General features: G+C 63.0%; 10 protein-coding genes. 1 reads left to right on the plus strand and 9 read right to left on the minus strand.

All coding sequences use genetic code 11. The features are described from left to right. Positions 1 to 46: 46 nt before the first annotated feature. From D8U71_RS00635 to gspG, 9 genes are all read right to left on the minus strand, one after another. Positions 47 to 12,532 (minus strand): filamentous haemagglutinin family protein, encoded by a 12,486-nt coding sequence (locus D8U71_RS00635; RefSeq protein WP_130886951.1) that lies wholly within the window; start codon positions 12,530 to 12,532, stop codon positions 47 to 49. A 174-nt stretch (positions 12,533 to 12,706) separates the two neighbouring features. Beyond that, positions 12,707 to 13,810 carry a substrate-binding domain-containing protein gene (locus D8U71_RS00640; protein WP_130886952.1) on the minus strand — a complete coding sequence of 368 codons (1,104 nt, stop codon included), beginning with the start codon at positions 13,808 to 13,810 and terminating at the stop codon, positions 12,707 to 12,709. Between the two features lie 437 nt (positions 13,811 to 14,247). Continuing rightward, positions 14,248 to 15,459 (minus strand): type II secretion system inner membrane protein GspF, encoded by a 1,212-nt coding sequence (gspF, locus tag D8U71_RS00645; protein WP_130886953.1) that lies wholly within the window; start codon positions 15,457 to 15,459, stop codon positions 14,248 to 14,250. After that, on the minus strand, positions 15,459 to 16,865 hold the full coding sequence (gene gspE, locus D8U71_RS00650; RefSeq protein ID WP_130886954.1) for a type II secretion system ATPase GspE: 1,407 nt from the start codon (positions 16,863 to 16,865) through the stop codon (positions 15,459 to 15,461). The genes gspF and gspE overlap by 1 nt, the downstream gene beginning before the upstream one ends. A gap of 701 nt (positions 16,866 to 17,566) precedes the next feature. Then, complete coding sequence (gspD, locus tag D8U71_RS00655) at positions 17,567 to 19,948, minus strand: type II secretion system secretin GspD (RefSeq protein WP_130886955.1); 2,382 nt, start codon at positions 19,946 to 19,948, stop codon at positions 17,567 to 17,569. Beyond that, positions 19,945 to 20,493: a type II secretion system protein GspM gene (gene gspM, locus D8U71_RS00660; RefSeq protein ID WP_130886956.1), complete on the minus strand. Its 549-nt coding sequence runs from the start codon at positions 20,491 to 20,493 to the stop codon at positions 19,945 to 19,947. Before gspM ends, gspD begins: the two co-directional genes overlap by 4 nt. Continuing rightward, the gene (gene gspL / locus D8U71_RS00665; RefSeq protein ID WP_130886957.1) at positions 20,486 to 21,607 is read right to left on the minus strand and encodes a type II secretion system protein GspL; all 1,122 of its coding nucleotides are present in this window, start codon (positions 21,605 to 21,607) and stop codon (positions 20,486 to 20,488) included. Before gspL ends, gspM begins: the two co-directional genes overlap by 8 nt. Next, complete coding sequence (gene gspK, locus D8U71_RS00670; RefSeq protein ID WP_130886958.1) at positions 21,604 to 22,524, minus strand: type II secretion system minor pseudopilin GspK; 921 nt, start codon at positions 22,522 to 22,524, stop codon at positions 21,604 to 21,606. Before gspK ends, gspL begins: the two co-directional genes overlap by 4 nt. Positions 22,525 to 22,571: 47 nt before the next feature. Further along, positions 22,572 to 22,988, minus strand: coding sequence for a type II secretion system major pseudopilin GspG (gene gspG, locus D8U71_RS00675; RefSeq protein ID WP_130909885.1), 417 nt, complete (start codon positions 22,986 to 22,988; stop codon positions 22,572 to 22,574). A gap of 190 nt (positions 22,989 to 23,178) precedes the next feature. Here gspG and gspI point away from each other — a divergent pair, with 190 nt between their 5' ends. Beyond that, positions 23,179 to 23,565 carry a type II secretion system minor pseudopilin GspI gene (gspI, locus tag D8U71_RS00680; protein WP_110600310.1) on the plus strand — a complete coding sequence of 129 codons (387 nt, stop codon included), beginning with the start codon at positions 23,179 to 23,181 and terminating at the stop codon, positions 23,563 to 23,565. Positions 23,566 to 23,729: the final 164 nt, after the last annotated feature.

The raw sequence follows: 23,729 nt of genomic DNA on the forward strand, positions 1-23,729 counted from the left end.
ACAAAGGCGGCCAACCGGCCGCCCAAACGTACTGCACGAGAGTCTTTTACAACGTCAGCTGCTCACGCTCCTCCTCGGTCAGCTGCTGTTTCGCCTGTTCATCCAGCGCCCCGGCGCCTAGCACCTGCACCGGGCTGTCCGGGTTGTAACCGGTCGCCGGCGTGCGACTGGCACCATCGCGCGTTGGTGCCAGTTGCTCGTTGCCGAAGCTGAGCACCTGCACAGTGAACACCGAGGCCTGGTTCTGCCGCGCCGCTGCCTGTTGCTGCCGGGCGACGTCTTCCGCCGCTTGGGTCGCGGAGGATGCCGCCGAACTGGCCGAGGTGATTGCGCCGGTATTCACTGCCGACACCACCGGCACGCCGGTTGCCTTGCCCTGCACCGAAATGTTCGCGGCGTTGACCACCGTCAGCGCGGCGATGTTGACGTTGCCTGACACGCGAATCCCCGCCTCGCCGGCATCGATGGTGCCCAGTGGCGCAATCAGGTCGATGTTGCCCGGCGCCACTTCGGCGATCGGGTTGAGCGTGGCGATACCGGCGCCGGTACTCGGCACCGATGGCGACAGCGTGACGTTGCCCCAGTTGTCGTAGACACGTTTTGGCGGCGTGTAGACCACGGTGGTTTTCGAGCCGCGACCGGCGTTGATATCGCCCTCGGCGGACCAGCCGAGAATCGAGCCGCCGAAGGTGGTCATGATCCGGCTCTGACCGAGCAGGATGCTGCCTTGGGAGTAAAGCTGAATGTCGCCCGAACCCTGAGTGATGATCCCCGCCGTCGACGGCGGCGCCGCGCCTTCGATGCCGAACACCTGACCACCGCCCGGTGTGAGCATCTGGATATCGCCGCCAAACAGCGTCTTTACCCCGGCGCCGCCGTACATCGTGATATCGCCGTCGTAGCGAATCGGATTGCCGGCGACATCAGTGGTCGGGAACAGTGCCGCAATGGCGTTGCGACCGCGCAGGTAACTGCCTTTGCGCGGACCACTGGCATCGGTGTATTCCAGGCCACCGGCACGCAATTCGGCGAAGTACACCTGGCGGGCGAAGATCGCCTGTTCGGTACTCGGCAGTGCGGCGAAGAACGCTTGCGCCTGTTCGTCGCTACCCTTGAAGCCATAACCCAGGCTCAGCCAGCTCTGCAGTTCTTCGACGTAGGTCTTGACCACTTTGCCCGGCTGCGCGCTGAGGGCCACCGCTGAATCCGCTACGTTTTGCGGGTTCAGATAACGCGTAATGAACCGTGAGTAATCCGGCCCCTGCGCGCCCGCACCCGCTTGCATCACGATGCTCGCACCGGGGCGCTGATCACCTGCCACGACAGGGCCGAGGCTGGTGATGCTGGCGCGATCTTCCATCAGGATATTGCGCCCGGCATTGACGTCCAGAACACCCGGGCCGGCAATGTCGAAGCTGCTGTAGAGAATGTCTCGCCCGGCCGAAATCCGCGAAATGTCGCGCGCATCGTTATGCACGAACAGATTGCCGGTAGACGCGATCTGTTCGTTATTGCGACTCATGCCCCCAACGGGCGCAAACGTGGGTTGCCCCAAATTGGTACCGGACGCCACGATGTCACGCCCCGCCACCATCCACACCGGGCCTGCCGATTCATACCAGGTGCGCTTCGTGGTCGCGAACGCCAGCGTTTCGCCCGTGCGAATTCCTACCAGGTCACCGGTCAGTGCATAGAAGCGCGCCGGCCCCTGAACACTGCTCAACCCCGAGTAGCTATCGGGACCAAAGGCAAACAGTGGATAGCGCGAATTGGTTTGCGCGAGCACACCATCGCTGCCGGCGTTGGTCGTGATCGGCCGAGCGGACTGGTTGTTGCCGTAGCCATTGAACGCGGGTGCAAACGGTGTGGCGAGCGCCGCCGGGCTGGCCCCTGACTGGTTGATGGCGTAGCCGCCGGCATAGATCGAATCCCCAGCGATCAGTTCAAGCTGCCCCGCGCTGGAAGGTGCCAACAGCAATGACCAGGCCAGAGCCGGCGCCGGGTTGCCTATGCCGTAGGCCGCTGATGGTCCCGCATAAATCGAGCCCTGCCCGGCCACGGCACGCAATATCGAAGGAAAGACGAAGCGGTCATCGGTCGGTGACCCGTTAAGCCCGGCGACGGGGTCCTGCCCGGTGGTTTCCATCAACTGGGTGCTGGGCGTCAGGTTGCCGCCGGCCGAGAACAAATCGATGGCCGTGTGATCGGTCCACAGCGAGAAACCACTCAAACCGCCACCGGCATGGTAAATGCCATCCGCCGTGGTAAACGGTGTGGAGTTCTGCAACCTCACGCGGCCCGGATCGGCGGCGCCACCCAACACCAGATCGCCGCGGGTGTTGAGGCGCATGCCGGAGTCACCGGGAATCAGCACCAGCCCACCACTGGCATTACTGGCCGTCGAGTTGAACGGGTCGAAGGCGCGCGTTTCCCGTGGGTCATGAAACAGCGCCGAGGCGCCGTACTGCAGATTGATACCGCCCAACGCGGCGCCCGTCAGTTGCGCCGCACCGCGCAGGTTGATGAGCGCGCCCTGCAAGTCGTGTGTCGGCGTGCCGGTACCGGCCAGGCCGGCACGTGCCTGCAGAGACGGATTAAGGACACCGCCCAGACGAATATCCAGGTCTCCGCCACCGGTCAGTTGCAGCTTCCCGTCACTGCCCACGCGGCCCGTACTGCCGACAGCTACGATCAACCCCTGACTGCGAGGGTACGACGCATACCTGTCGTCGCCCATGGCCTTGAGCATGCCAGCATCCCCGCCGGCGCTCAGACTGATGTTGCCGCCGCCCAGCGTACCGAACCCGGTAAAGCCTACCAGATAAGGTCTGGTTTCCTCGCCCAGCGCTGGCAATGGCTGCGCAGCGTAGCTGCCGAAATTGATCCACCAGGCAGTCGGTACATCGTTGTTGCCGGTGCCCTGGCGCCAGAGCCAATTGCCCACCGCCACACTCGGCACCTGCTCCCGCGTGCCGTCGCCCGTGGCGACCGAGCGACGGCCAAGCACGTCACCCGACACAGACCCGCCGGCATTGATCGTCAGGTTACCGCCCATCTGCGGATACCAGGCCTGATAGAGGCTGGCACTGCCGCCATCGACCCATTTTTCGTAATCGCTGCCAGCGCTGCCCAATACCGAGCCATCAGCCGACAGCCTTCCGCGGGGCTGGTTATAACGCGCGTCGACGTCTGCCGATTGGGTGCCGGCGGTGTAGACGCCGAAAGGTGAGGCCATGCTGAGGTTACCGGCCGCCATCAAATCCAGGTCGCCGGTGCCAGTACGCAAAACGCTGAACATCTGCGTGTGGGCCTGGGCGCTCTTGCTCGGATTGTTTTCAATGCACAGTGCCGGGTCGATGGAGCACCAGAACAATTCGTCATCGTTCATCGGTGTGTAATCCGGCATGCCCATCCAGTTGCCAGGCGCCCACACACTGCGCGCCATGGGTGCGCAAGAACCGGGAGCGATATCACAGAGCACAAGGTATTCCTCGGGAACCGGTTCGTACGGTGTAAAGCCATACTCGTTATCCACCGCCCAGACCAGTTTGCCGGCCACCTCGATCATGCTCACACCATAGTGAGTGTCGGCCATCTGCAAGTTGCCAACGCTGGCCTGAGGTTTCACGCTACGGCTGTCGGCCGCGGTCAGATCGGCCCCTGCCACTATGCGCATCGACCACGACGCACTGCCCGCCGGCAGCATGCTGGCGATCGCCCAGTTTCGACCTTGCTGGTTGCCATTGGCAGGACGCAGGTCGAGCAATACCGTGCCATCGGCGAGCTTCACGTTGGTCATGGAGGGGATCAGCGAACCCCGCAACAGCGCCAACGTTCCGTTCAACACAACACCCACCGTTTTATTGTCGGCATCAACCGCACCCGGCAGCGGCACGCCTTTGGGCCAGAGCAGGGCCTGCAGTGCGGTGGCGTTGTTCAAGCGAATACCTGCACCCAAACGACTGCCGGTCGGCAGGGTCACAGCGTTGTCGAGCAACGTACCGGCGGCATACATCAGGTTACCCGCCGCGTCATGCACATCGCCGGCCAGCACCGTTCCACCCTGTAACACATAAGGTGCGGCCAAAGTGCTCTGAACCGGCAACACCGTGCCCGCAGCCAGTGTGGCGGCTTGAATCGGCAGGTCGTAATTCAAGGTGGCGCCGACCGGGAAGAGCGTCCCTTCGGCAAGGCTGACACCACTGCCCGGTACGATCAGGTCACCGCCGAAAGGCTGTATCCCCGGCAACAGTTTCCAGCCAGCGTCGTCCGCGGTTTCCGGCGGCGGTGCGAAACCGTCGTTGATGCTGCCGTAGATATCGAGGTTGCCACCGGCACGGATCAACAGGCTGCCCGCTTCCCCGCTGCCATACACCGAGGTCCGGCGAGTGTGCGGGTTGAGGCTGGCGTAACGGTAGCCGGACAAGTCGAGATCGCCCTGCACCACCATATCGCCGTCAGCGGTTTTGCTGACGATTTCCACCCCCGGGCGCAGATGAAACGCATCGGCATAGGTCGCATTGTTGAGGCCGGCCAGTTTGCGTTGTAGCAGATCACTGTTACCCAGCGCCGTATCGATAAAGCCGCTGCTGTCTGAGTGAATGCGATCCAGGTAGGCTTGATCGATCACTTGATACGGGCGACCGCTGGCCGCCGGATCGGTGCCATCGGCAGCATCACTGTAACTTCGCACGGCATTCAGCCCGATGGAGCGGGCACCTTGAATACTCAACGTACCGCCGGCATCCACCGCAATGTCACCGCCGCCCAGGCGCGGTGCATTGAGCTCCAGCGTCCCACGCAACACGTCATCGCTTTGTCCCGCCTGGTTTCCAGGCACGGCATCGGTGCCGTGACGCAGATCAATCCGTGCACCAGCGGCCAGCGTCAGCACGCCGTCACCTGAATTGAGTTCAACCATGGCGCGGTTCGGTGCGTCGATGATTTTGCCGTAGCTGTCGACGCGCAGTACCCGGCCATGGGCATCGAGCAGCGCGTTGCCTGTCAGGTTCAAACCGTTTTTGCCAGCAAGGCGAATGCTGCCGACCCGTTCACCACTGGCATCGATCACCCCGTCCACGGTCAGGTTGCCGTTGTCCACCGAGACATTGACTTGGCCCGCTTTGAGTTCGTTACCGATACGCAGATCGCCCTGCTTGAACTGGAAGCTTCGACTGCCCACTACCCCGCCGGCATTCAAGCGCAGGTTAAGGCTGGCAAAGGCCTCGCTCAAATCACCCGCCAGGCGCTGGGCGCGAATGTCCACGCCACCGGCCTTGTACGGCACCCACGTACCGCCCGCGTCGTAATAGCCACTGCTGCTGCCGACAATCTGCCCTTGCAGATCAACCTGTCCAGCGTCAGTGGCCAGGGCCACAACGTTCAATTGCCCGGCCTGATTGTTGACGGCGGAAAGATCGATGCGCGAGCCCGCCAACTGTCGAATATTGCCGTTGTTGCTCTGCAACGACACGTCGCCGCCCCAGCTGTATTTCTGCACATCATTGAACGGCAGAACCCGGCCCGCCATGTCCACCTGCGCGCCGCTGCCAAGCAGCAGATCATCCTCGGCATTGACCAGCAGCTTGCCGCTGGCGAGGACGATGCGACTGTCGAGCACAACACTGCGTGCCGTCAGGCTCAGTTGCGCACCGAGGGCATCCGCGGCAGCCGTTGTGGCGCTACCACTCAGAGTCAGGTTGTTGCCCGCCTTGAGTTCACTGACCGAGGCGGCCTCGCCGGTCAGCAATGGCGTGCGCAGATTGAGATTGCCGCCGCTGTAGCTGAACCCCTTGACCGCGTCATAAGCTCCTTGGGATTCGTACACCGCCAGACTGCCCTTGTGGTTGGCGGTGATGCGCTCGCTGGCGTTGAAGTTGACGTTGGCAAACCCCAGGGCCAGTCGGTTATTGCGATCCAGGCCATTGGGCTGCGGGTTCGGGCCATAACCCAATTCGATCCGCTGCGCCTGAATATCCAGCGTACCGTGCCCGTTGCCGGCGCCGTCCTTGACCAGCGTACCCGGGGCCTGAGTGGCCCCGTTCCAGATCAGATTGCGGGTGCGGATCGTCGCGACATCGGTGGCAGCGCCCGAGCCGTAGATGGCCGGGCTACCCAACACCAGATTCTGCAAACGGCTCTGGCCGGTCTGCGGATCAATGGTGTCGAGGGTCACGCTGCCGAAAAAGTTGAACGCATCGCGGGCCACCAGACTCAGGGTTTCCAGGGCGGGGGCGCCAGATTGCGTGTCGCCCTGCAACAGGCGATCCAGCACGTTCTGGTTAAGCGTCAGGCCCGCGGGTGTGCGGCCGCTGGCTGCGGCCAGTGCTTGCGCACTGCCGGCATTGACCACACCGACCGAAAGCCCGAGTTGGCGAGTGCCAAAGCGCACGCTTTCGCCCAGTTCGAAGTCTTTGTCAGTGGCGGCGATGATGCTGCCGTTGGAGTACAGCAACGCCGCAGCGGTGCAATCGGCCGTCGGACAGTTGCCGATACGAATGCTCCCGCCCCCGCCATCGGTGGGCGCAAGCACCGGCGTCCAGCCGTTGGACACCACCAGCAGGCTGGAGCGCCCCGGCTCGTAGACGAAACCGGCTGCGGCATCATACGGGACGTCACCTCGCCCCAAGGTATTGACGCCCGCTCCCGCATCGATGGTGATGCCGCCATTGGCGCTGTTACTGCTCAGCACAACCTCTGGCGCCGAGAGGATCGCGCCCTCGCGCAGACGAATCGCCGAGGTATTGCCGATCACCTTGATCGAGCCGCCCTCCGCACCGTAATACACGGTTGGGGTGCCACCGATGGTCAAACGTCCGGCATTCAAGCGGTTGAGGGTGTCGGCGTACAGCGATACACCGTCGAACCCTGGCGTTCGCGTATGCCCGGCACCGAGAATTTCAAACTCTGCGCCGGTATAACCGCCCTGAACGACCGCCGTACCAATGACCCCGCCGCTGGCAGGTTTGAACAGCACCTGCCCGTTGAAGTCCAGGGCTGAGTCGTGCTCGCCGCCACTGACCATGCGCAGGTGCAGCGTGTTGCCGTCCAGCGGTGTGCGGGCGCGCGGCAGACCGCGGCGGGCAGCATCATTGAGCACAAATTGGCTGAACCCGGTTTCGTTGTACTGTGAATAGCGCCGCAGCACATCGGCAGACGTCACGATGACCTGGCTGGGCAAACTGTCACGAATACCGGTGTTGGCAATCGACAGCTGTCCGGCCGTGGTCCACGAGCCATTGCGCAACTTCAACGCACTGTCCATCGGCCCCGCAATCGCTTGACCATTGATTTCGACCCGGAAGGCGCCCGGTAACAAGGCAAAGGTCGATGGCAACAAGGTGTAGGTGCCGGGTGCCAGTCCGGCAACGCCGGTCCCGAGGGTGATCTGCTGGCCGATACGCGGGTCGACCGCGCCGGCCTCGGCCAGCATCGGCGCATAGCGGCTCTGGTCACCGGCCACGATCGCATACACGGGGTTGCTGGCCAGCCCCGGCAAACTGAAGGTGCCATCGGTGGCATTGCGTACCAGCGGATTGAAACGCGCGTCGGTGGAGCCACCTCGTCCGGAGACAAAACCGGCACCGCGCAAATCGCCGCCGCCCGAAAGGTCGATCAGCGCCCCGGCCTGCACATTGGTGTATTGCGCATCAAGGATGACCCCGGAGGTCGCTCCGGCAATGCCATTCAACACTACCGACTTGCCGTTGTACCGATAGTCGATACCGTCGGTGGTTCCTCCATAGGGCATGACCAGTCCGGCGGCGCTGACTGAAGTCACGCTGCCCGGCAGAAGGTGAAGTTCACGGGTTTTGACGATGATGTCATCACCCAGGGATATCAGCCCCAAAGGCGCACGAATGACGCCGCCCTGCTCGATCTGTCCCGCACTGAGTGTCAGGCTGCCGAACACCGAGTAAGGCAAAGCGGTCGGCGCCGCCCCGTGATTGCCGATACGCAACGTATGCTCCGGCACCGATCCGGCCATACTTTGATAGCCCACTCGCACCTCAGCCGAGACGCCACTGGCCGGGTAGATCTGCGCAGCCCGCATGTGCATGTCACCCGCAGTCCACAGACGGCTGCGCTGCTGTTCATCGGTTGGCGCGAGGAAGCGCAAGTCGCCCTGGCTGTCGAGCGTGACCAGACCAAAGCCACGGCGGCTGACCGCCAGCGCCGGTGCGGCCGATTGCACGAGAGTCCCTTCGGTGCCGAATGAAAGCGAGTTGCCCACGTCCAGCAGGTTCGCGCTGGCGGTGAATTGCGCGCCGGACAACTGCGCTGTCGGATTGCTCATCACCCGCGGACGCACTTTGACTTCCGAGCTGAAATAGGTGCCCAGCCCTGACAGGCGCAGGTAAGGTGCGCTGAGGTTGACCCGGGCGCTGTCACTCGCCGACTCGGCCAATGAAAGGGAACCGGCGAACAGGCTCAGGCCCTGTCCCATGTGCAGGTCGACATCGCCGTCGAACGTCATCAGACCGTTGCTCAGCAGACTCACGCTGTCGAAGCCACCGCTCATAAGCTGATCGGCACTCAAGCGTGTACGCCCGTAGCGTAAAAGTGGCGAAGCCTCTCCCGCTCGCAGCGGCTGCGGCAGTGCCGGCGCAGGCCCTTGGGCAATGATCAGTTCACGTGGCACGCGCACCGCATTGCTCAAGTTCGCGGAACCGTACGCCGGTGTATCCAGAGCGATCTCCAGACGCCCGCCCGCCGCACCCGCACCGCCAGCATTGGCCTGCAGACTGCCCTCGATGAACAGACCATTGTAGGAACTCAGGGTGATCCGTCCGCCATTGGTGGCCACACGAGCGGGGCCTTGCCCACCGCTATCGAGCACGGCTTGCGCACCGGACGCTTCCAGTCGCGCACCTTGGCGGACGATGACGTAAGCATCGGCAGCGGTCGCCGTGATTTTCTTCACATCGATCTCGCCACCGACAATGATCGAGCCACCCTTGCCGACCTGGCCGTAGACGCGGCCCAGCGCATCGACAGCGGTCGCTGCCCGACCGGCGACATCGATCAAGGCATGTTCACCGATCCAGATCGAACGGTTGTGCGGGGTCGGATCGGCCTCTTGCAAGGACGTCGCCACATCAATCGCGCCGAACTGCTGTTGACGGATATCGACAACACCGCCCCAGGCGTTGAGTTCACCATCAAGCGTGATCTGGCCTGCCCCGCGCAAACCGATGCGCTGGCCGGGATCGACACTGATCCGTGAGCCTTCGCCAATCGACAACGGACTGCTGGCGGGATCAATCAAGCCAGCAAGCGTCGCGCCGGCTTGCAATGCGACAGAAGCGCCGGCCCTTTGCGTCAAGACGCCCTTGAGCGGGTCTTCCTGAAATAGCGCGGGCGTCCATAGCTCCAGCGCAGCGCGCGGCGACATACCGGACACAATGGTCGAGGCGGATTCGCCAAATCGATAGACCGGCATCTGCACATCGATCGCGCTTTGCGCGGCGACCTCCAGCCCCTTCAGACCGATGATGTTGTAGGCGCTGAACCCCGTGCGGAACAGCTCCGGCGTCAGGCGCAAGGTCTGTTCTTCGGACACTTCGCCGGAAGCGCCGATCCGCACCTTGCTGGCCTGCACGGTCAAGGTGCCGCCGCCGTTCACGCCATAGCCCTGCACCTCGCCATCGAGCACCATGCGCGACTGGCCTGGCGCACTGTTGGCGCTGGATTCAAGCGTCACGTCGCCACCCTTGCCGCCACGCGTCTTGCCGTTGGCCAATACCGCACCGCCCGACGAAACATCGACCAGACTGCCACTGGCCAGCAGAATGTCGCCGGTACTGCGGATCGACACCGTCCCGCCATTGAGGTACGCCAGGCCGCCCGCGTCGTCCGGGTTACTCGACAGGTTGCTCCACAGACCGCGTGTCTGCAGCTGCACACCCTGCGCAACCGTCACTCGCGCTTGCTTGCCTGCTGAAACCTGGAGACTGGTGTCATCACGCCGATCGGTGGCGAGCTGGTTCAAAACGTTGCCCAATTGCAGGCTGCCGCCTTGCGCAATCAGATCGGCATTGACCTGCACGTCAGGGCTGAACAGGGTGATGTTGCCACCGTGATCCACCGTCACGCCTTCATTGACTTCAATCGTGTTTTTCGCCGAGATCTTCAGCGCACCCAGCGCGAAACCATTGAGCAGCCCGGCATCGAGGAACAGTTTGCCTGCGCGTTCTGCCGCGACCGCGTCGGTCAGCCCTGCGTTCGCTACGCTGGCATGCGCGCCCCCCACTTGCACCTGATCGAGCAACGGGTCGAGTTGATAGAGCAGGCCGGCACTGGCAGCGACATAAGCAGCATCGTAACTGCCAACCACCAACTGCCCTCGCTGCGCCCGGGCGGTCTGGGTCTGGGCATAGCCGTCCAGACCTGCCCGCGGTGCCTGGATTTGCCGTTCGCCCTGAAACACCTCACCCAACAGCTGGCCATCCAGCACGGCGTTGCCCGTGGCGATCACCAACTGGCCGGCATCCCGGCCAACGGTGTAACCCGATTCCTGACGACGCGTCGGCGCGATCAGCGGGCTATAGAAATAATCCGTCTGGCCCCAGCGCTCGCTGTGACTTTCGTAACCTTTGTAAAGACCGTTGTAGAGAATATCGCCCGGCGCACGCGACACTTCGTATAACCGCCCGTCCGCACCGCGCAGCCAGCTCTGGCGAATCTCGCCGCCCTGCACATCAAGCGTGCCGCCGGACACATTGATCAGCGAACCTTTTTCGCTGATCACGTCCTGTCCGGAAAACCGCACCTCACCGCCCTGCGCCATCCATTCACCAACGCCATGGCCCTGAGTACCGAGGTATCCGCCGACCTCCAACAACCCACCGGCGGTGTACCAGCGGTCGGTGGCGTAACCGTTGGTGCCCGCCGGCACGAATACCAGCTCACGGACATCGACCCAGATGTCGTTACTGTTGAGCGCGCCGTTCTCGCGATTGACCGGCGCATCACGCTGCTCGTTGCCCTGGACGTTGATCTTGATGTTGTTGTTTGCCATCGCCACTTTGACGCCGAGGGCGCCGGACACGTCGATCACCGCCCCCTCGCGCAATAGACTGCGTCGCCCGGCGGCAACCGCCACCTGCCCACCGGTGGCAAGGGTGATCGAGCCGCTTTTGAATTCGACGGTGCCGCCGCTGCCGATGTCGATGCGTGACTGATCGCTGCGGATCCGGTTGTTGGCATTGACGCCGGTCAGCGCCGCCTCGCGCTGGCTGTCCAGGGCGGTGAGATCACTGCTGTCGAGCAGAATCGCACTGACGCCATTTTCGCCCAGGGTCACACGGCCTTGGGCATCGCTGGCCGGATTGAGCAGATGCACGGTGCCGCGCGTCGCCACCGAAGTGCTCGCCAGCAGCACACCGTTTTGCACAACGTCGCGGCCGGTCAGGGTGATGTCGCCGGTGGATGCCTGGATCAGGCCGGTGTTGCTGACCTTGCCCGAGCTGTCAGCCTTGAAACCGGGAATGACCTCACTGCCGAAAGTGGTTGAATAACCATTACCTTCGGTGCCCGAGCCCTTGCGGATATAGAAACGGTCCCCCGCACCCAGCACCGTCTGACCTTTGGCCGTACTGATCGAGCCGTCGTTCTGCACGTCCTGGCCGAGCAGCAAGGTATAGCCGCCGGCGTCGGTGGAGAGCGCAGGTTGATGCGTTTGTATGGCTGCGCCACGCTCCACCAGGACTTTGCCAGCAGCGTCGGTAAAGGTTGGCTGACTGCCGGTGCTGTCGAAATACAGACCCCGATCGCGAAATTGTGCATCGGTCATGTTCGCGGCTGCCGCTACCAGATTTCGCACATTGAACTGGCTGCCACCGCTGAAGACGATGCCGTTGCGGTTGATCAGCATCACCGTGCCGTCCGCTTTGATCTGCCCCTGAATCTGGCTGGCCCGTGCGCTCGGATCGTTGACGCGATTGAGCACCGCCCAGTTGGCCTGCTGGGCAAATTCCACTGTGGTATTGCGGCCGACGTTGAACGTTTCCCAATTGAGAATCGCCTTGTCGGCGGTCTGCTCGATCTTCACCGTGGTCTTGCCGTCGGCCTGGGTCTGTTGCGGGCCTTTGGCGTTCATCCAGCCCTGGCTCAGGCTGTTATCGACCTTCAGGCCGCCCTCGCCCAATCCGTCCGGAACCACTTGCACACTGCCCAATGCGGCGGCACGTCCAGCGGCTTGTGCGGCCTGCTGAGCGGCAATCGCTGCCACGGTGTTATTGAGTGTCTGCAAAGAGCGCTGCAACTGCTGGCTGGCCCGTTGCTGCTGTGCCAGCGGTGGGGTCATCCCCGGCAGACCGCTACCACCCGGACGCGACGCCGAAGCCTGCTGCGCTGAGCCCTTCGCGGCAAACCAGGTGGAACTGAACGCTGTCGCCGCCTCGGCACTGCCCGCCACCAGACACAAGGCGACGGCTTGCGCCAATGGCTTGAGCAGCCACTGTGCGGGATCGCCCGCGCCACGTTTGATCGGCCGGATACGGTTACTGTGACGGGAGGTGCGAGCAAGCATCACTACAGGTCCTTTTGGGTGGCAGGTCGGATCAGCCCTGCTGTTACGACATAGGCAGTTGGCGAGCCTCACGACCGAACGGATGTCACACAAACTTCATGATCAAGGAGTAAATCGGCAAAAAAAAACAGCAGCCCGAAGGCTGCTGCCGTTTCATTGCCGTTGAGACAAGGCTTACAAAGGACGACCAATGCCGTTACAGGCGTTGGCGTTGTTGATGTCCAGGTTATTGCCCGAGGTGTTGGTGATGAAGTTGGCGGTCACAGCGGTTTTCCAGTTGTTGGGAACCGGCGTGAAGCTGTGGGCGACGGTGGCGACGTTGTTGCCCGGGTTGCTGTAGTGGGTGGTCAGGAAGTTGCGCACGGCGGTGGCCACGGCTGCATCTTTGTAGCACTGGCCGAAGATGAAGTTGGTGTAAGCCACAATCGGGTAACCGCTTGCCGGGTTAGGCACGACCGGGGCCCAGCCAGCCGGGTTGGCAGGTGCGCTTGGCACCGGTGCAGTGCTCAGCGCCAGCGTCACGTTAGCGTTGGTTGGCTGGACGCCATTGACGCGGGCAACCACAGCGTTGCTGGTGGCGTTCACGCCGTCCGGACCCACATAGCCGATCGAACCGTCCACGGCGTTCACCGCAGTGGCCACATCAGCGGTGTTGGCTACGCCGACCCAAGTCGATGGCAGCGCGGAACCGGCCGGCAGACGAGCGTTGGTGAAGGTGGAGTTGACGGCGAATTTGGTCGGGCAGATCGAGTTCAGGTGACGGCTGAGGATTTCGGTGGTGCCGCTCGAAGTGCTGCGATAAACCACGCGGATTGCGGTGGTGTCGGCGGTACCCAACAGCGCGCCCCAGGTAGTCTTGGTGCCCGACAACGCGTCGCACAACTGAGCGCTGGTCAGGTTAAGCGCGGTCTGACCGGATTTTTTGTACGGAATGGCAACCGAAGTGGCCACCGATGGCAGCTGGATCAGCGGGCCGTACGAAGCACCGAAGTTGGTGGTGTAGGTGCTGAGTTCCGCAGCGCTGAGGATCGAGTCGCTAGCGGCGAAGTGCACAGTACCGGTGGTGCTGAACTGGGCAGCGTTGTTGGTCAGGAAAGCGCTTTTGCCAATGCCGCTACCGGTTACGGCGTAGCTGAAGTTGGCAGGCAGGATGCTGTTGGCAGAACCTTTGTACAGTGCGGCAGGCAGGGAAGCACCACCACCGGTTACGGCCATGGCCTGGGCGGAAGCCAGAGCGGCGACGGTCAGTGAGGCGGCGATCAGAGTGCGCTTGAACATGAAGAATCTCCTTTTCAACTTGGTTGGGAACACAGGTTTCGGAAGGCTTGCATGACACCGGGAGGGTCCACCGCAGTGGAGCCGCAGGGAGAAATTCGCAGCTTCCGGTGACAGATAAAGGAAAAAACCTCGGGAGCTGCGGGGGGATTTTTGGGGGGATTTCTCGGGTGTTTGCGGTGGGTTGCGGCGCGTCTGGATCGCGGGTTTGGCTGAATCGGGCTGGAGCCGTTGGCGGGTGGTTGCAGATGACAGAATGGAGAACCCGAGGATGATGGGATCGGGACTCGGGTGAGGGTCAGGCCGATGCAAAATATTTGAGTTTTGTGTTGTCGGGACTGGCGCTTTCGCGAGCAGGCTCGCTCCCACAGTTGAAATGCGTTCTTCTGTGGGAGCGAGCCTGCTCGCGAAGAGGCCGGCCCGGCCAACATCAAACCGGGCTACTGCACCAACTGGTTGATCTCAATAATCGGCAACAACACCGCCATCACAATCACCAGCACCACCCCGCCCATCACCACAATCATCAGCGGCTCGAGCAACGCGGTCATGCCCATAGCCCGTCGTTCAATGTCCCGGGAAAGCGTCTGTGCCGCACGCTCAAGCATCGGCGGCAGTGAGCCGGTTTTCTCGCCGCTGGCGATCAGGTGAATCAGCACCGGCGGGAACACATTCTCCACGCGCAGCGCGGCGGCGAGGTTGACGCCTTCTCGCACCTTTGCCGTGGCCTCGCTGACGCTCAGGCTCAAGCGGTCGTTGGACAGCGTCTGCCGCGCCGCTTCCAGCGCACGCAACAACGGCACGCCGGCACCGCCGAGGATCGCCAGGGTGGAGGCGAATCGCGCGGTGTTCAGGCCGAGAATGAAACGCCCGAACAGCGGCAACTTCAGGACCCGGTGATGCCAGCTCAATCGCGCCGCCGGATTGCGCAAATACAAACGCCAACTCCAGAACGCCCCGGCCATGAGCGCCGCACACAACCACCCCCAGGCGCGAATGAAATCACTGGCCGTGAGCATCGCCAGGGTCAACCCCGGCAAATCCTGCCGCGCTTGAGAGAACGCGCTGACCACCTGCGGCACCACGTAGCTGAGCAGGAAAATCACAATGCCGATCGACACCAACCCGACCACGCCCGGATAGATGAACGCGGTAAGAATCTTGCCGCGCAGGTTGTTGCGTTCCTCGATGTAATCGGCCAACCGTTCCATCACCTGGGCGAGATCGCCGGACTCTTCGCCAGCGGCAATCAGCGCGCGGTAAATCTCGGGAAAATCCCGTGGCCGCGACGCCAGCGATTCCGCCAGACGCATGCCGCTGCGCACATCGGCGCGCACGGCGCTGAGGGTCTGGGCGATGTGCTTTTTCTCGGCCTGCTCGACCGTCGCGCTCAGTGCTGCTTCCAATGGCAGGCTGGCACCGAGCAGGCTCGCCAGTTGCCGCGTGGCCCAGGCGAGGTCGTTGTCGGAGAGTCTGGCGCTGAACAAACCGCTGCCGCCGTGTCGGGCGACGTTGCTTTCCTCATGCACCGACAGCGCTGTCAGGCCACGTCCGCGCAAGGCACTGAACGCTGCGCTCTGGCTGTCCGCCTCAAGGTGCCCGGACTCGATTTTTCCCGTGGCATCCGCCGCTTCAAAGCGATAGCGATTCATCAGGCGTCCCGTGTCACGCGAAGGATTTCTTCCGGCGCGGTGGCACCGCTGCGAATCCAGCGCTCACCGTCCTCACGCAGGCTGAACATCCCTGCTTTCGCCGCCGCCGCGCGCAGGGCCTGCTCCCCTGCCCCTTGGTGGATCAGCGTGCGGATGTCGTCGTCGATGCAGAACAATTCGTGGATGCCGGTGCGGCCGCTGTACCCGGTGTGATTGCACGCTGCGCAGCCCACCGGGCGCCAGGTGCCGGGCGTGGCCGGATCTTCCTGTTTGCACTGATTGCACAGGCGCCGCACCAGACGTTGCGCGAGGACGCCGAGCATGGATGACGCGAGCAAGAACGGCTCAACGCCCATATCGATCAGGCGATTGACCGCCGACACCGCGTCGTTGGTGTGCAGCGTCGCCAGCACCAAGTGCCCGGTGAGCGAGGCCTGCACGGCGATTTGCGCGGTCTCGAGATCGCGGATTTCGCCGATCATGATGATGTCCGGGTCCTGCCGCAGAATCGCCCGCAGCGCGAGGGCAAAGGTCATGTCGATCTTGGCGTTGACCTGAATCTGGCTGATCCCCGGCAGGTCGTATTCCACCGGATCTTCCACGGTAAGGATGTTGCTGGTGCTCGCATCGAGCCGCGCCAGCGCCGCGTAGAGGCTGGTGGTTTTGCCGCTACCGGTCGGCCCGGTGACCAGGACGATGCCGTGGGGCTGGCGAATCAAATGGTCGAGTTTGGCCAACACCTGCGCATCCATGCCCAAGGTTTCCAGATGCAAGCGCCCGGCCTGTTTGTCGAGCAGGCGCATCACCACCCGTTCGCCGTGGCCAGTGGGCACCGTCGATACACGAATATCGATCGGCCGCCCGGCTACTCGCAAGGCGATACGACCATCCTGGGGCAGACGTTTTTCGGCGATGTCGAGTTGGGCCATGATCTTGATCCGCGACACCAGCGCACCGTGCAACGCCTTGCGCGGCGAGACCACATCGCGCAGGGTGCCGTCGACGCGGTAGCGCACCACCGAATGGGTTTCGAACGGCTCGATGTGAATGTCGCTGGCCTCATCGCGCGCGGCCTGGGTGAGCAAAGCGTTGATCATGCGAATCACCGGCGCGCCGTCCTGCGTGTCGAGCAGGTCGGTGATCTCCGGCATGTCCTGCATCAGCCGATCGAGATCAACCTCGTTTTCCGCCGCACCCACCACCGCCGCCGCACTGCCGGTGTCGGCGTAAGCGCTGGCGAGCAAACCGTCGAGCTCGTCATCACGCACCCGCTCGATCCGCGTCGCACCGAACTGCCGACGCACTTCGCTGATCGACCAGCCGGGCGTTGACGGGCACACCGTCAGCACGCCATCGCGCAAAAGAATGCGCTGCGCCTTGGCCCAGGCGTAAGGCAATACACTCATCGCTCACCCTCCCCACAATTCGCCATAGCAATGCGATCCCCTGTGGCAATGCGATCCTCTGGGGCAATGAGATCCCTTGTGGCAATGGGATCCTCTGTGCCAATGCGATCCCGTGTGGCGAGGGGATTTATCCCCGTTGGGCTGCGCAGCAGACCCAAAACCTGAGAACCGGTTTCTACAGGCAAATCGCGTGTACCGGTTTTACGACTGCTTCGCAGCCGAGCGGGGATAAATCCCCTCGCCACAATCATCATTCCATTCAAAACCGAGTGCTCCCTTCAATGGGTACCGTGGCAATGAGATCCCCTGTGGCAATGAGAACCCTTGTGGCGAGGGGATTTATCCCCGTTGGGCTGCGAAGCAGACCCAAACCTTGAGAACCGGTTTCTACAGGCAAATCCCGTGTACCGGTTTTACGACTGCTGCGCAGCCGAGCGGGGATGAATCCCCTCGCCACAATCATCATCTCAGTCAAAACCGGGTGCTCCCTTTAATCGGCACCCTGGCAATGCGATCCCCTGTGGCAATGGAATCCTCAGTGGCAATGGGATCCCCTGTGGCGAGGGGATTTATCCCCGTTGGGCTGCGCAGCAGACCCAAAACCTGAGAACCGGTTTCTACAGGCAAATCGCGTGCGCCGGTTTTACGACTGCTGCGCAGCCGAGCGGGGATGAATCCCCTCGCCACAGTCATTATCTCAGTCAAAACCGGGTGCTCCCTTCAATCGGTACGGCTTTGATCGTGGCGCGTGGGCCTGATGTCGGCCCCGGCGCTGGCACGCCTTGCGCAGCACTTGGCAACTGCGGCGCCTGCATGTCGGGCATCGCCCAGCTGCGTTCCGGTTGCAAGCCGCCCTGGGCGCGGCGCATGAAGTCGTAGCGGTTGAGGGTGATGCTGCGCCCCGCTTCGCTGTCGCGGATGATGTACGGGCGCAGGAACACCATCAGGTTGGTCTTGGTGATCGCCCGGCGTTCGTTGCGAAACAGCGCGCCGATGCCCGGCAGGCTGCCCAGCCACGGCACCGCATCATTGCTCTGGCTGTAGCCGTCCTGAAGCAAACCACCGAGGACCATGATCTGCCCATCGTCGAGCAGAATGCTGGTATCAATCGCCCGTTTGTTGGTGACGATGCCCGCCGCGGTCACGCTGTTGGACGCGCGCTCATCGATGCTGCTGACTTCCTGATAGATATCCAGCTTCACCGTGCCGCCCTCGGAAATCTGCGGACGCACGTTGAGCTTGAGGCCGACCTCTTCGCGGGTCACGGTCTGGAACGGGTTGTTGCTGGTGCCCCCGCCGCCAGTGACGTAGCTACCACTGACAAACGGGATGGTCTGGCCGACAAAAATGCTCGCCGCTTCGTTGTCCAGGGTCAGCAGATTCGGCGTCGACAGCACATTGGTGCCGCCCTTGCTCTTCAGCGCCCGCGCCAGCACTTTCAGGTCGAGAATCTTGCCGATGCCGGGGATGTCGACCGTGCCGTTGACATAGCCAAGGTTCAAACCCTGCGGCAGCACGTCGATGCTGTTCTTGGCCCCCGTGTTGAGCCCCGCGCCGCCGAGATTGGCGCCACCGATCACGCCCTTACCACCAAGATTGCCGGTCTGCCATTGCACACCGAATTCACTGGCATCATCCTCGCCGACCTCGACAATCAGACTCTCGATCACCACCTGCGCACGGCGCTGATCCAGCAAGTCGATAACCTCACGCAGATTGCGATACAGCGGCTCCGGCGCGGAAATCAGCAGCGTGTTGGTGGTGGCATCGGCCTGAATCGTCACCCCGCCAGCGCTGAACGCAACGTTCTGTTCGCTGCTTTGCGTACCGCCACTGCTGCTGCCGCCGCCACTGCCCTGCGCATAACTGCCGCCGCTTGCGCCGCTGCCAGTCGTCGTTGAAGTGCCAGTGCTCGGCGTGCTGCTCTGGCCGTTCTGCCCGGCATTGCCGCCGGTGCTGCTGCCCATCGCGCTGAGCACCGACCGCGCCGCGTCGCTGCTGCCGCTGTCACTCTCGCCGGTGAGCAAACCGCGCAAGGCTTGCGCCAGTTTCGCCGCCTGAGCGTTGCGCAGATAAACCACATGCAGATTGCTCGGATTGCTCTGCGCGTTGTCGAGTTTGTAGATCAGGTTGCGCGCCAGCTCGGTGCGTTCGGGGCTGCCGGCGCGGATGATGATGGTGTTCGAGCGCGGGTCGCCGATCACGGCGATTTTCTGCGTCGGATCATTGCCCGGCGCGTCGAGCAAGTCGGCGACCATCGGCGCGATATCGGCAGCGATGCCGTTCTGGATCTGCACCACATCGGTGTCGATCGCGCTCGGCGTGTCGATGCTCTCGATCAACTGCGCGACGCGGGTGAGGTTCTCGGCGTAATCGGTGATGACCACGGTGTTATTGCCGGGGTAGGCATTGATCGGATTGTTCGGCGAAACGATCGGGCGCAGCACCGGGATCAGGTTCACCGCGTTCTCGTATTGCAGGCGAAACGTGCGCGTGAGCATGCCGTTGCCGGCCGGTTTGTCCGCGCTGTAGATCGGCCCGCCGAGCAGTTTCGCGTCGGCCTCGGGAACCACCTGCGCCACGCCGCCGACATCGACCACGCTGAAGCCTTGCATGCGCAACGCCGCGAGCAGCATGTCGTAAGCCTGCCGGGCCGGTACCTGACCTTCCGAGACCAACGTCAGATTGCCCTTGACCCGTGGATCGACGAGAAACTGCTGCCCAGTGGCCCGCGACAGCGCACGCACCACCGCCTGAATATCGGCCTCGACGAAATTCAGCGTCACCGGTTGCTCACCCAACGGATTGCGCGCAACCGTGTTGCTCGGCACAGCACCACCACTGCGCCCGCGCTGACTGATGTTGTGCAACTGCTTGGGCACCGGCCGCGCCTGAGCCTGCGCCCGTTCGCGATCGGCGACCGCATCGCCGCTGCGCTGGGTATTGGCCAGCGGCCGCCCGAGTTCGCTGTCGACCAACAGCGGCGGCTGATTCTGCGGGGCCGTGGTGCTGTTGCACGCGCTCAATGCCATCAGCAACAACGGCAGCGCCAGACGTGCCGGTTTGCAGCGTGACTCCTTCATGAAGCTTCCTTAGCGCCCTGCGCCTGATCCATGCGAACGGTGCCTGACAAAGTGCCGGCGGTGACATCGGTCGAGGCCGCGCTTGCGCGTTGCAACTGCGCCTCGACCACCTGCAGAGAAAGTTGTGACGGCTGGCTGAGCAGCCAGTCGAGCAGCGTATCGGCCGGCGCGGCGTCGACATTCAACTGCCACGCGCCACCCTCCGCCGCTTGTAATTGGTAGTGCCCGGCGAGCCCCGCCGCTTGCAGACTTTGCTCCAGCGACTGGCCAACGCTTTGCCCCTGCGGCCGCACGTTGACGCTGCGCAACAGCACTTCCAGCGCCTCGGTTTGCGCGCGCAACTTGGGCGTCTCGCTCTGCCAGAAAGTGATCCTGGCCAGCGGCGGCTTGACCAGCGTCAGCCAGATCAGCAGACCGACAAGCACCAGCGCCATGCCAGCGACCATGCGTTTCTCACGCAGCGCCAACGGCTGCCAACGCGCCTGCAACTGGCTGCTGAAGCGCTGCCAGCGTCCACGGTAAATCGCCAGCGTCGCCCTACTCATCGTCTGCTCCGCTGTCGTCGTCTGCGTTGGTGTTGGCGCTGGATTCATCGCTCGGGCGCAGCGTCCAGCCTTCGTCATCGGCAGTGACGCTGATGCCGGCCTGGGCCAACGTGCTTTGCCAGTCCTTGTCGTTGCCGCCACGGTTTGCATCACTGAGCAACGCCAGCTGCAAGACGCCGTCGCGATAGGTCAGGCTCTCGACACTGCCAGCCATGAACGGCATGCCCGTGCCGGCCTGCAACACCAGCCGATTAAAGTTCTGCGCCGGGTCACCGACCGCGCCTTTTTGCCGTTGCTCGAGTTGCTGACGCGCCTGTTGCAGCGGGTTGAGAATAACCGGCAATTCCGGGAACGCCTGCTTCACCCGCTGACTCATCTGCGCCTTGAGCTGCCGGCCCTGCCGCGCCTCGCGAGCGGCGTACAGATTCAGGCCGACCACCCAGACTGCCACGGCCAAAGCCACACACCCGACAGCGCGACCCCAGCCACGTTGCTCGCCGCCGCTTTGCTGCAGACCACCGTGCAAACCCCAACCAGGCAAGGGGCCAATCCAGCGTTGTGCTGATCCGGCTTCAAACGATGCCTCATCAACTTCATCACCGAGCAACGGTTCAACCTGCGCGCTGTTCAAACTCTCGCGACGGAGCAAATGCCCGTCCGCCACACAAGCGACAACCCCCGGCAGCACTGGCAGGCTGTACGGCGCCGGATACAAACCGCGCAGCGTCAACCCCGCCTGCTTGAGCACCGCAGCCAGACGCTGCAAGTGCTGCCGCGCCACCCAGGCGATTTGCACCTGCCCACTCGCATCACGAGGGCTGTGGCCGATATGCATTTGGCTGCTATCACCGAGCATCAACGCCTGCGCCGCGCACTGCACAGCGGCCGCGGTTTTGTTAGCGGGCAGCGGCGGTACATCAATGCTGGCGAGCAGGCTGTCAGCCGGATGCAGAAAACACAGCAGCGGTGGTTGCTTCGGCCGTTGCCCCAACTGACTCAAAGTCAGCCGCTCCTCACGAATGACCTGCCCCTGACGATCCAGCCAGGCGCAGCTCACTTCGCTGTGCAACTCCAGCTCCGCCAATGGCGGCAACCCGACGCGCAACTGGCTCATGCGCCCACCCGCGACCAGATCACCTGCGGCAGCCGATCCTCGCTGCGATGCAGCAAAGCATCGAGGCTGACCCGGCGCTGATCCCGCCGCGCCTCACCGCGCAAACGAAACCAGTCACTGGTGATGCCAACTTTGACGCTGCTCATTTCCAGCTGCGGCATGCGCAAACGGTTCACGAAATCGCCGCGATTGATAAACCAGCGTCCGGCGTCACGCTCGGCAATCAACCCCGTCGCCCGCTCCAGCGAAAGCCCCGGCACATACGCCGCCAGCACCTGCGCCGTCGCGGTATTGCCGTTGATCCACGTCGTCGCCGGAATCACCGTCACGTACGGCGCCAGTTGGCCGATCAGCGCATCGGTCACGCCTTCGACGCTGCGCAAATCATCCAGCGTGCGCAGCATCGGCACCTTCGGCGGTGGCGGTTTGTGATCGGCATCCGGCGAAGTCGCCCGGCCACTGTCGAAACCGGCTTTGCCAGTCGCACCAATCTGCGCATTCAGCAGATGCGGATACCCGGCAATCACTCGCTGGCGGATGCGCTGGCCGACAACGGCGCTCACACCGATCAACTCGCACAACCGCTCGAACGCCTGCACCTGCGCCTCATCGATGCGCTCATTGGCGACCAGATTGCGCAGGTTGAACTTGCCCTGCTCGTCCTCCAGCCGCCCGGCAAAACCCGCCGCCAACAACGGCTGTGCCCAAGGCTGATCGCGCCGGGTCAACGGATCACGCAGGCGCGCATCCCAGAGCAACTGCCGGCTGATCTCCAGACCACCCTGCGCCAGCCAACGCCCCTGCACCCGCTGCTGATCGGCCTCCAGCGCCCGGGTCGCCACGCTCTGCCGCGTCAACATCCCCGCCGCAATCACCGCCACCACGGCGGCGATCAACAACGCGCTGATAATCGCCATGCCCCGTTGCTTCGCCCCGTTGAGCGAACCTGTGTTCACGGCCGGCCTTACAACTGCCAGGAACCGATATCGGCATTCACGCCATCGCCGTCAGGCTGGCCATCGGCGCCGAGGGAAAAGATATCGACCTCACCATTCGCGCCCGGGTTGAGGTACTGATAAGGCCGGCCCCACGGGTCATTCGGCAAACGCTCCAGGTACGAACGCCAGTTGCTGTTCTTCGCATCCGCCGGCCGCTCGACCAACACCTTCAGCCCCTGATTCATGCTCGGGTACGTGCCGTGATCGAGGCGATACAACTTCAACGCCTGCATCAACCCACCAATATCCTGCTTCGCCGCCGTCGCCCGCGCCTGATCCGGCCGGTCAAGCACCTTGGGCACCACCATCGCCGCCAGAATCCCCAGAATCACCACCACCACCATGATCTCGATCAAGGTAAAACCCTGCTGGCTACGCGGCATGCGCGGCGACTGACTGAGCGTGTTCAAAGGTGCGATATCCATCTCGACATTCCCTGGCTTGATCCGAATTCGACGCGCAGTGTTGCAAGAAGATATGTCAGGGATGTTGAAAATCCTCGGGTGTTTCCGTCGTCAAGCCGTCAAGGACGGGGGTTAGCGTCGAGGGCTGGGTTTTGGTTTTGGGCCATGTATGCGCGCGCGAACGCGAGAGGAAGGATTCACCCTGATTGAAGTGCTGGTGGCACTGGCAATCATCGCCGTCGCCATGTCCGCCGCCGTGCGCGTCGCGGGGTTGATGACGCAGAGCAGTGGGGTTTTAAGGGATCGGTCGGTGGCGATGATTGCCGCGCAGAGCCGGATGGCTGAGCTACGGCTGGAAGGTCGATTGCCGAATGGGGTGAAGGCTGTTGAATGTGATCAAGGACGGCTTATGTTGCGCTGTGAACAGGTGATCGCCAGCGCAGAGAATGGACGGTTGCTCAAGGTTGGAATCCAAGTATTTGATCGCAATCAGGATGCGCCGCCGTTGGCCAGACTGGAGACCCTGTTGTCACGGCCAGGAAGCCCCTCACCCTAGCCCTCTCCCGAGGGAGAGGGAACCGATTCGGGGATGTTCGAGAAATACGCCGACCTGAACGCATCGCTCTGAATCCATAATCAACGCGGTCGCTCAGGTCGATGTAAAACGCAAGACACCTCGGTCGGCCCCCTCTCCCTCCGGGAGAGGGCTGGGGTGAGGGG

Source organism: Pseudomonas sp. Sample_21 (assembly GCF_004307525.1).
GTDB classification, from domain to species: domain Bacteria; phylum Pseudomonadota; class Gammaproteobacteria; order Pseudomonadales; family Pseudomonadaceae; genus Aquipseudomonas; species Aquipseudomonas atacamensis.

Bases quoted from the DNA above. Each gene is read 5' to 3' on its own strand.
- gspL (WP_130886957.1), bottom strand. From the start codon at position 21,607: ATGAGCCAGTTGCGCGTCGGGTTGCCGCCATTGGCGGAGCTGGAGTTG.
- gspD (WP_130886955.1), bottom strand. From the start codon at position 19,948: ATGAAGGAGTCACGCTGCAAACCGGCACGTCTGGCGCTGCCGTTGTTG.
- gspF (WP_130886953.1), bottom strand. From the start codon at position 15,459: ATGAATCGCTATCGCTTTGAAGCGGCGGATGCCACGGGAAAAATCGAG.
- gspE (WP_130886954.1), bottom strand. From the start codon at position 16,865: ATGAGTGTATTGCCTTACGCCTGGGCCAAGGCGCAGCGCATTCTTTTG.
- gspK (WP_130886958.1), bottom strand. From the start codon at position 22,524: ATGGCGATTATCAGCGCGTTGTTGATCGCCGCCGTGGTGGCGGTGATT.
- gspI (WP_110600310.1), top strand. From the start codon at position 23,179: ATGCGCGCGCGAACGCGAGAGGAAGGATTCACCCTGATTGAAGTGCTG.
- gspM (WP_130886956.1), bottom strand. From the start codon at position 20,493: ATGAGTAGGGCGACGCTGGCGATTTACCGTGGACGCTGGCAGCGCTTC.
- D8U71_RS00640 (WP_130886952.1), bottom strand. From the start codon at position 13,810: ATGTTCAAGCGCACTCTGATCGCCGCCTCACTGACCGTCGCCGCTCTG.
- gspG (WP_130909885.1), bottom strand. From the start codon at position 22,988: ATGCCGCGTAGCCAGCAGGGTTTTACCTTGATCGAGATCATGGTGGTG.
- D8U71_RS00635 (WP_130886951.1), bottom strand. From the start codon at position 12,532: ATGCTTGCTCGCACCTCCCGTCACAGTAACCGTATCCGGCCGATCAAA.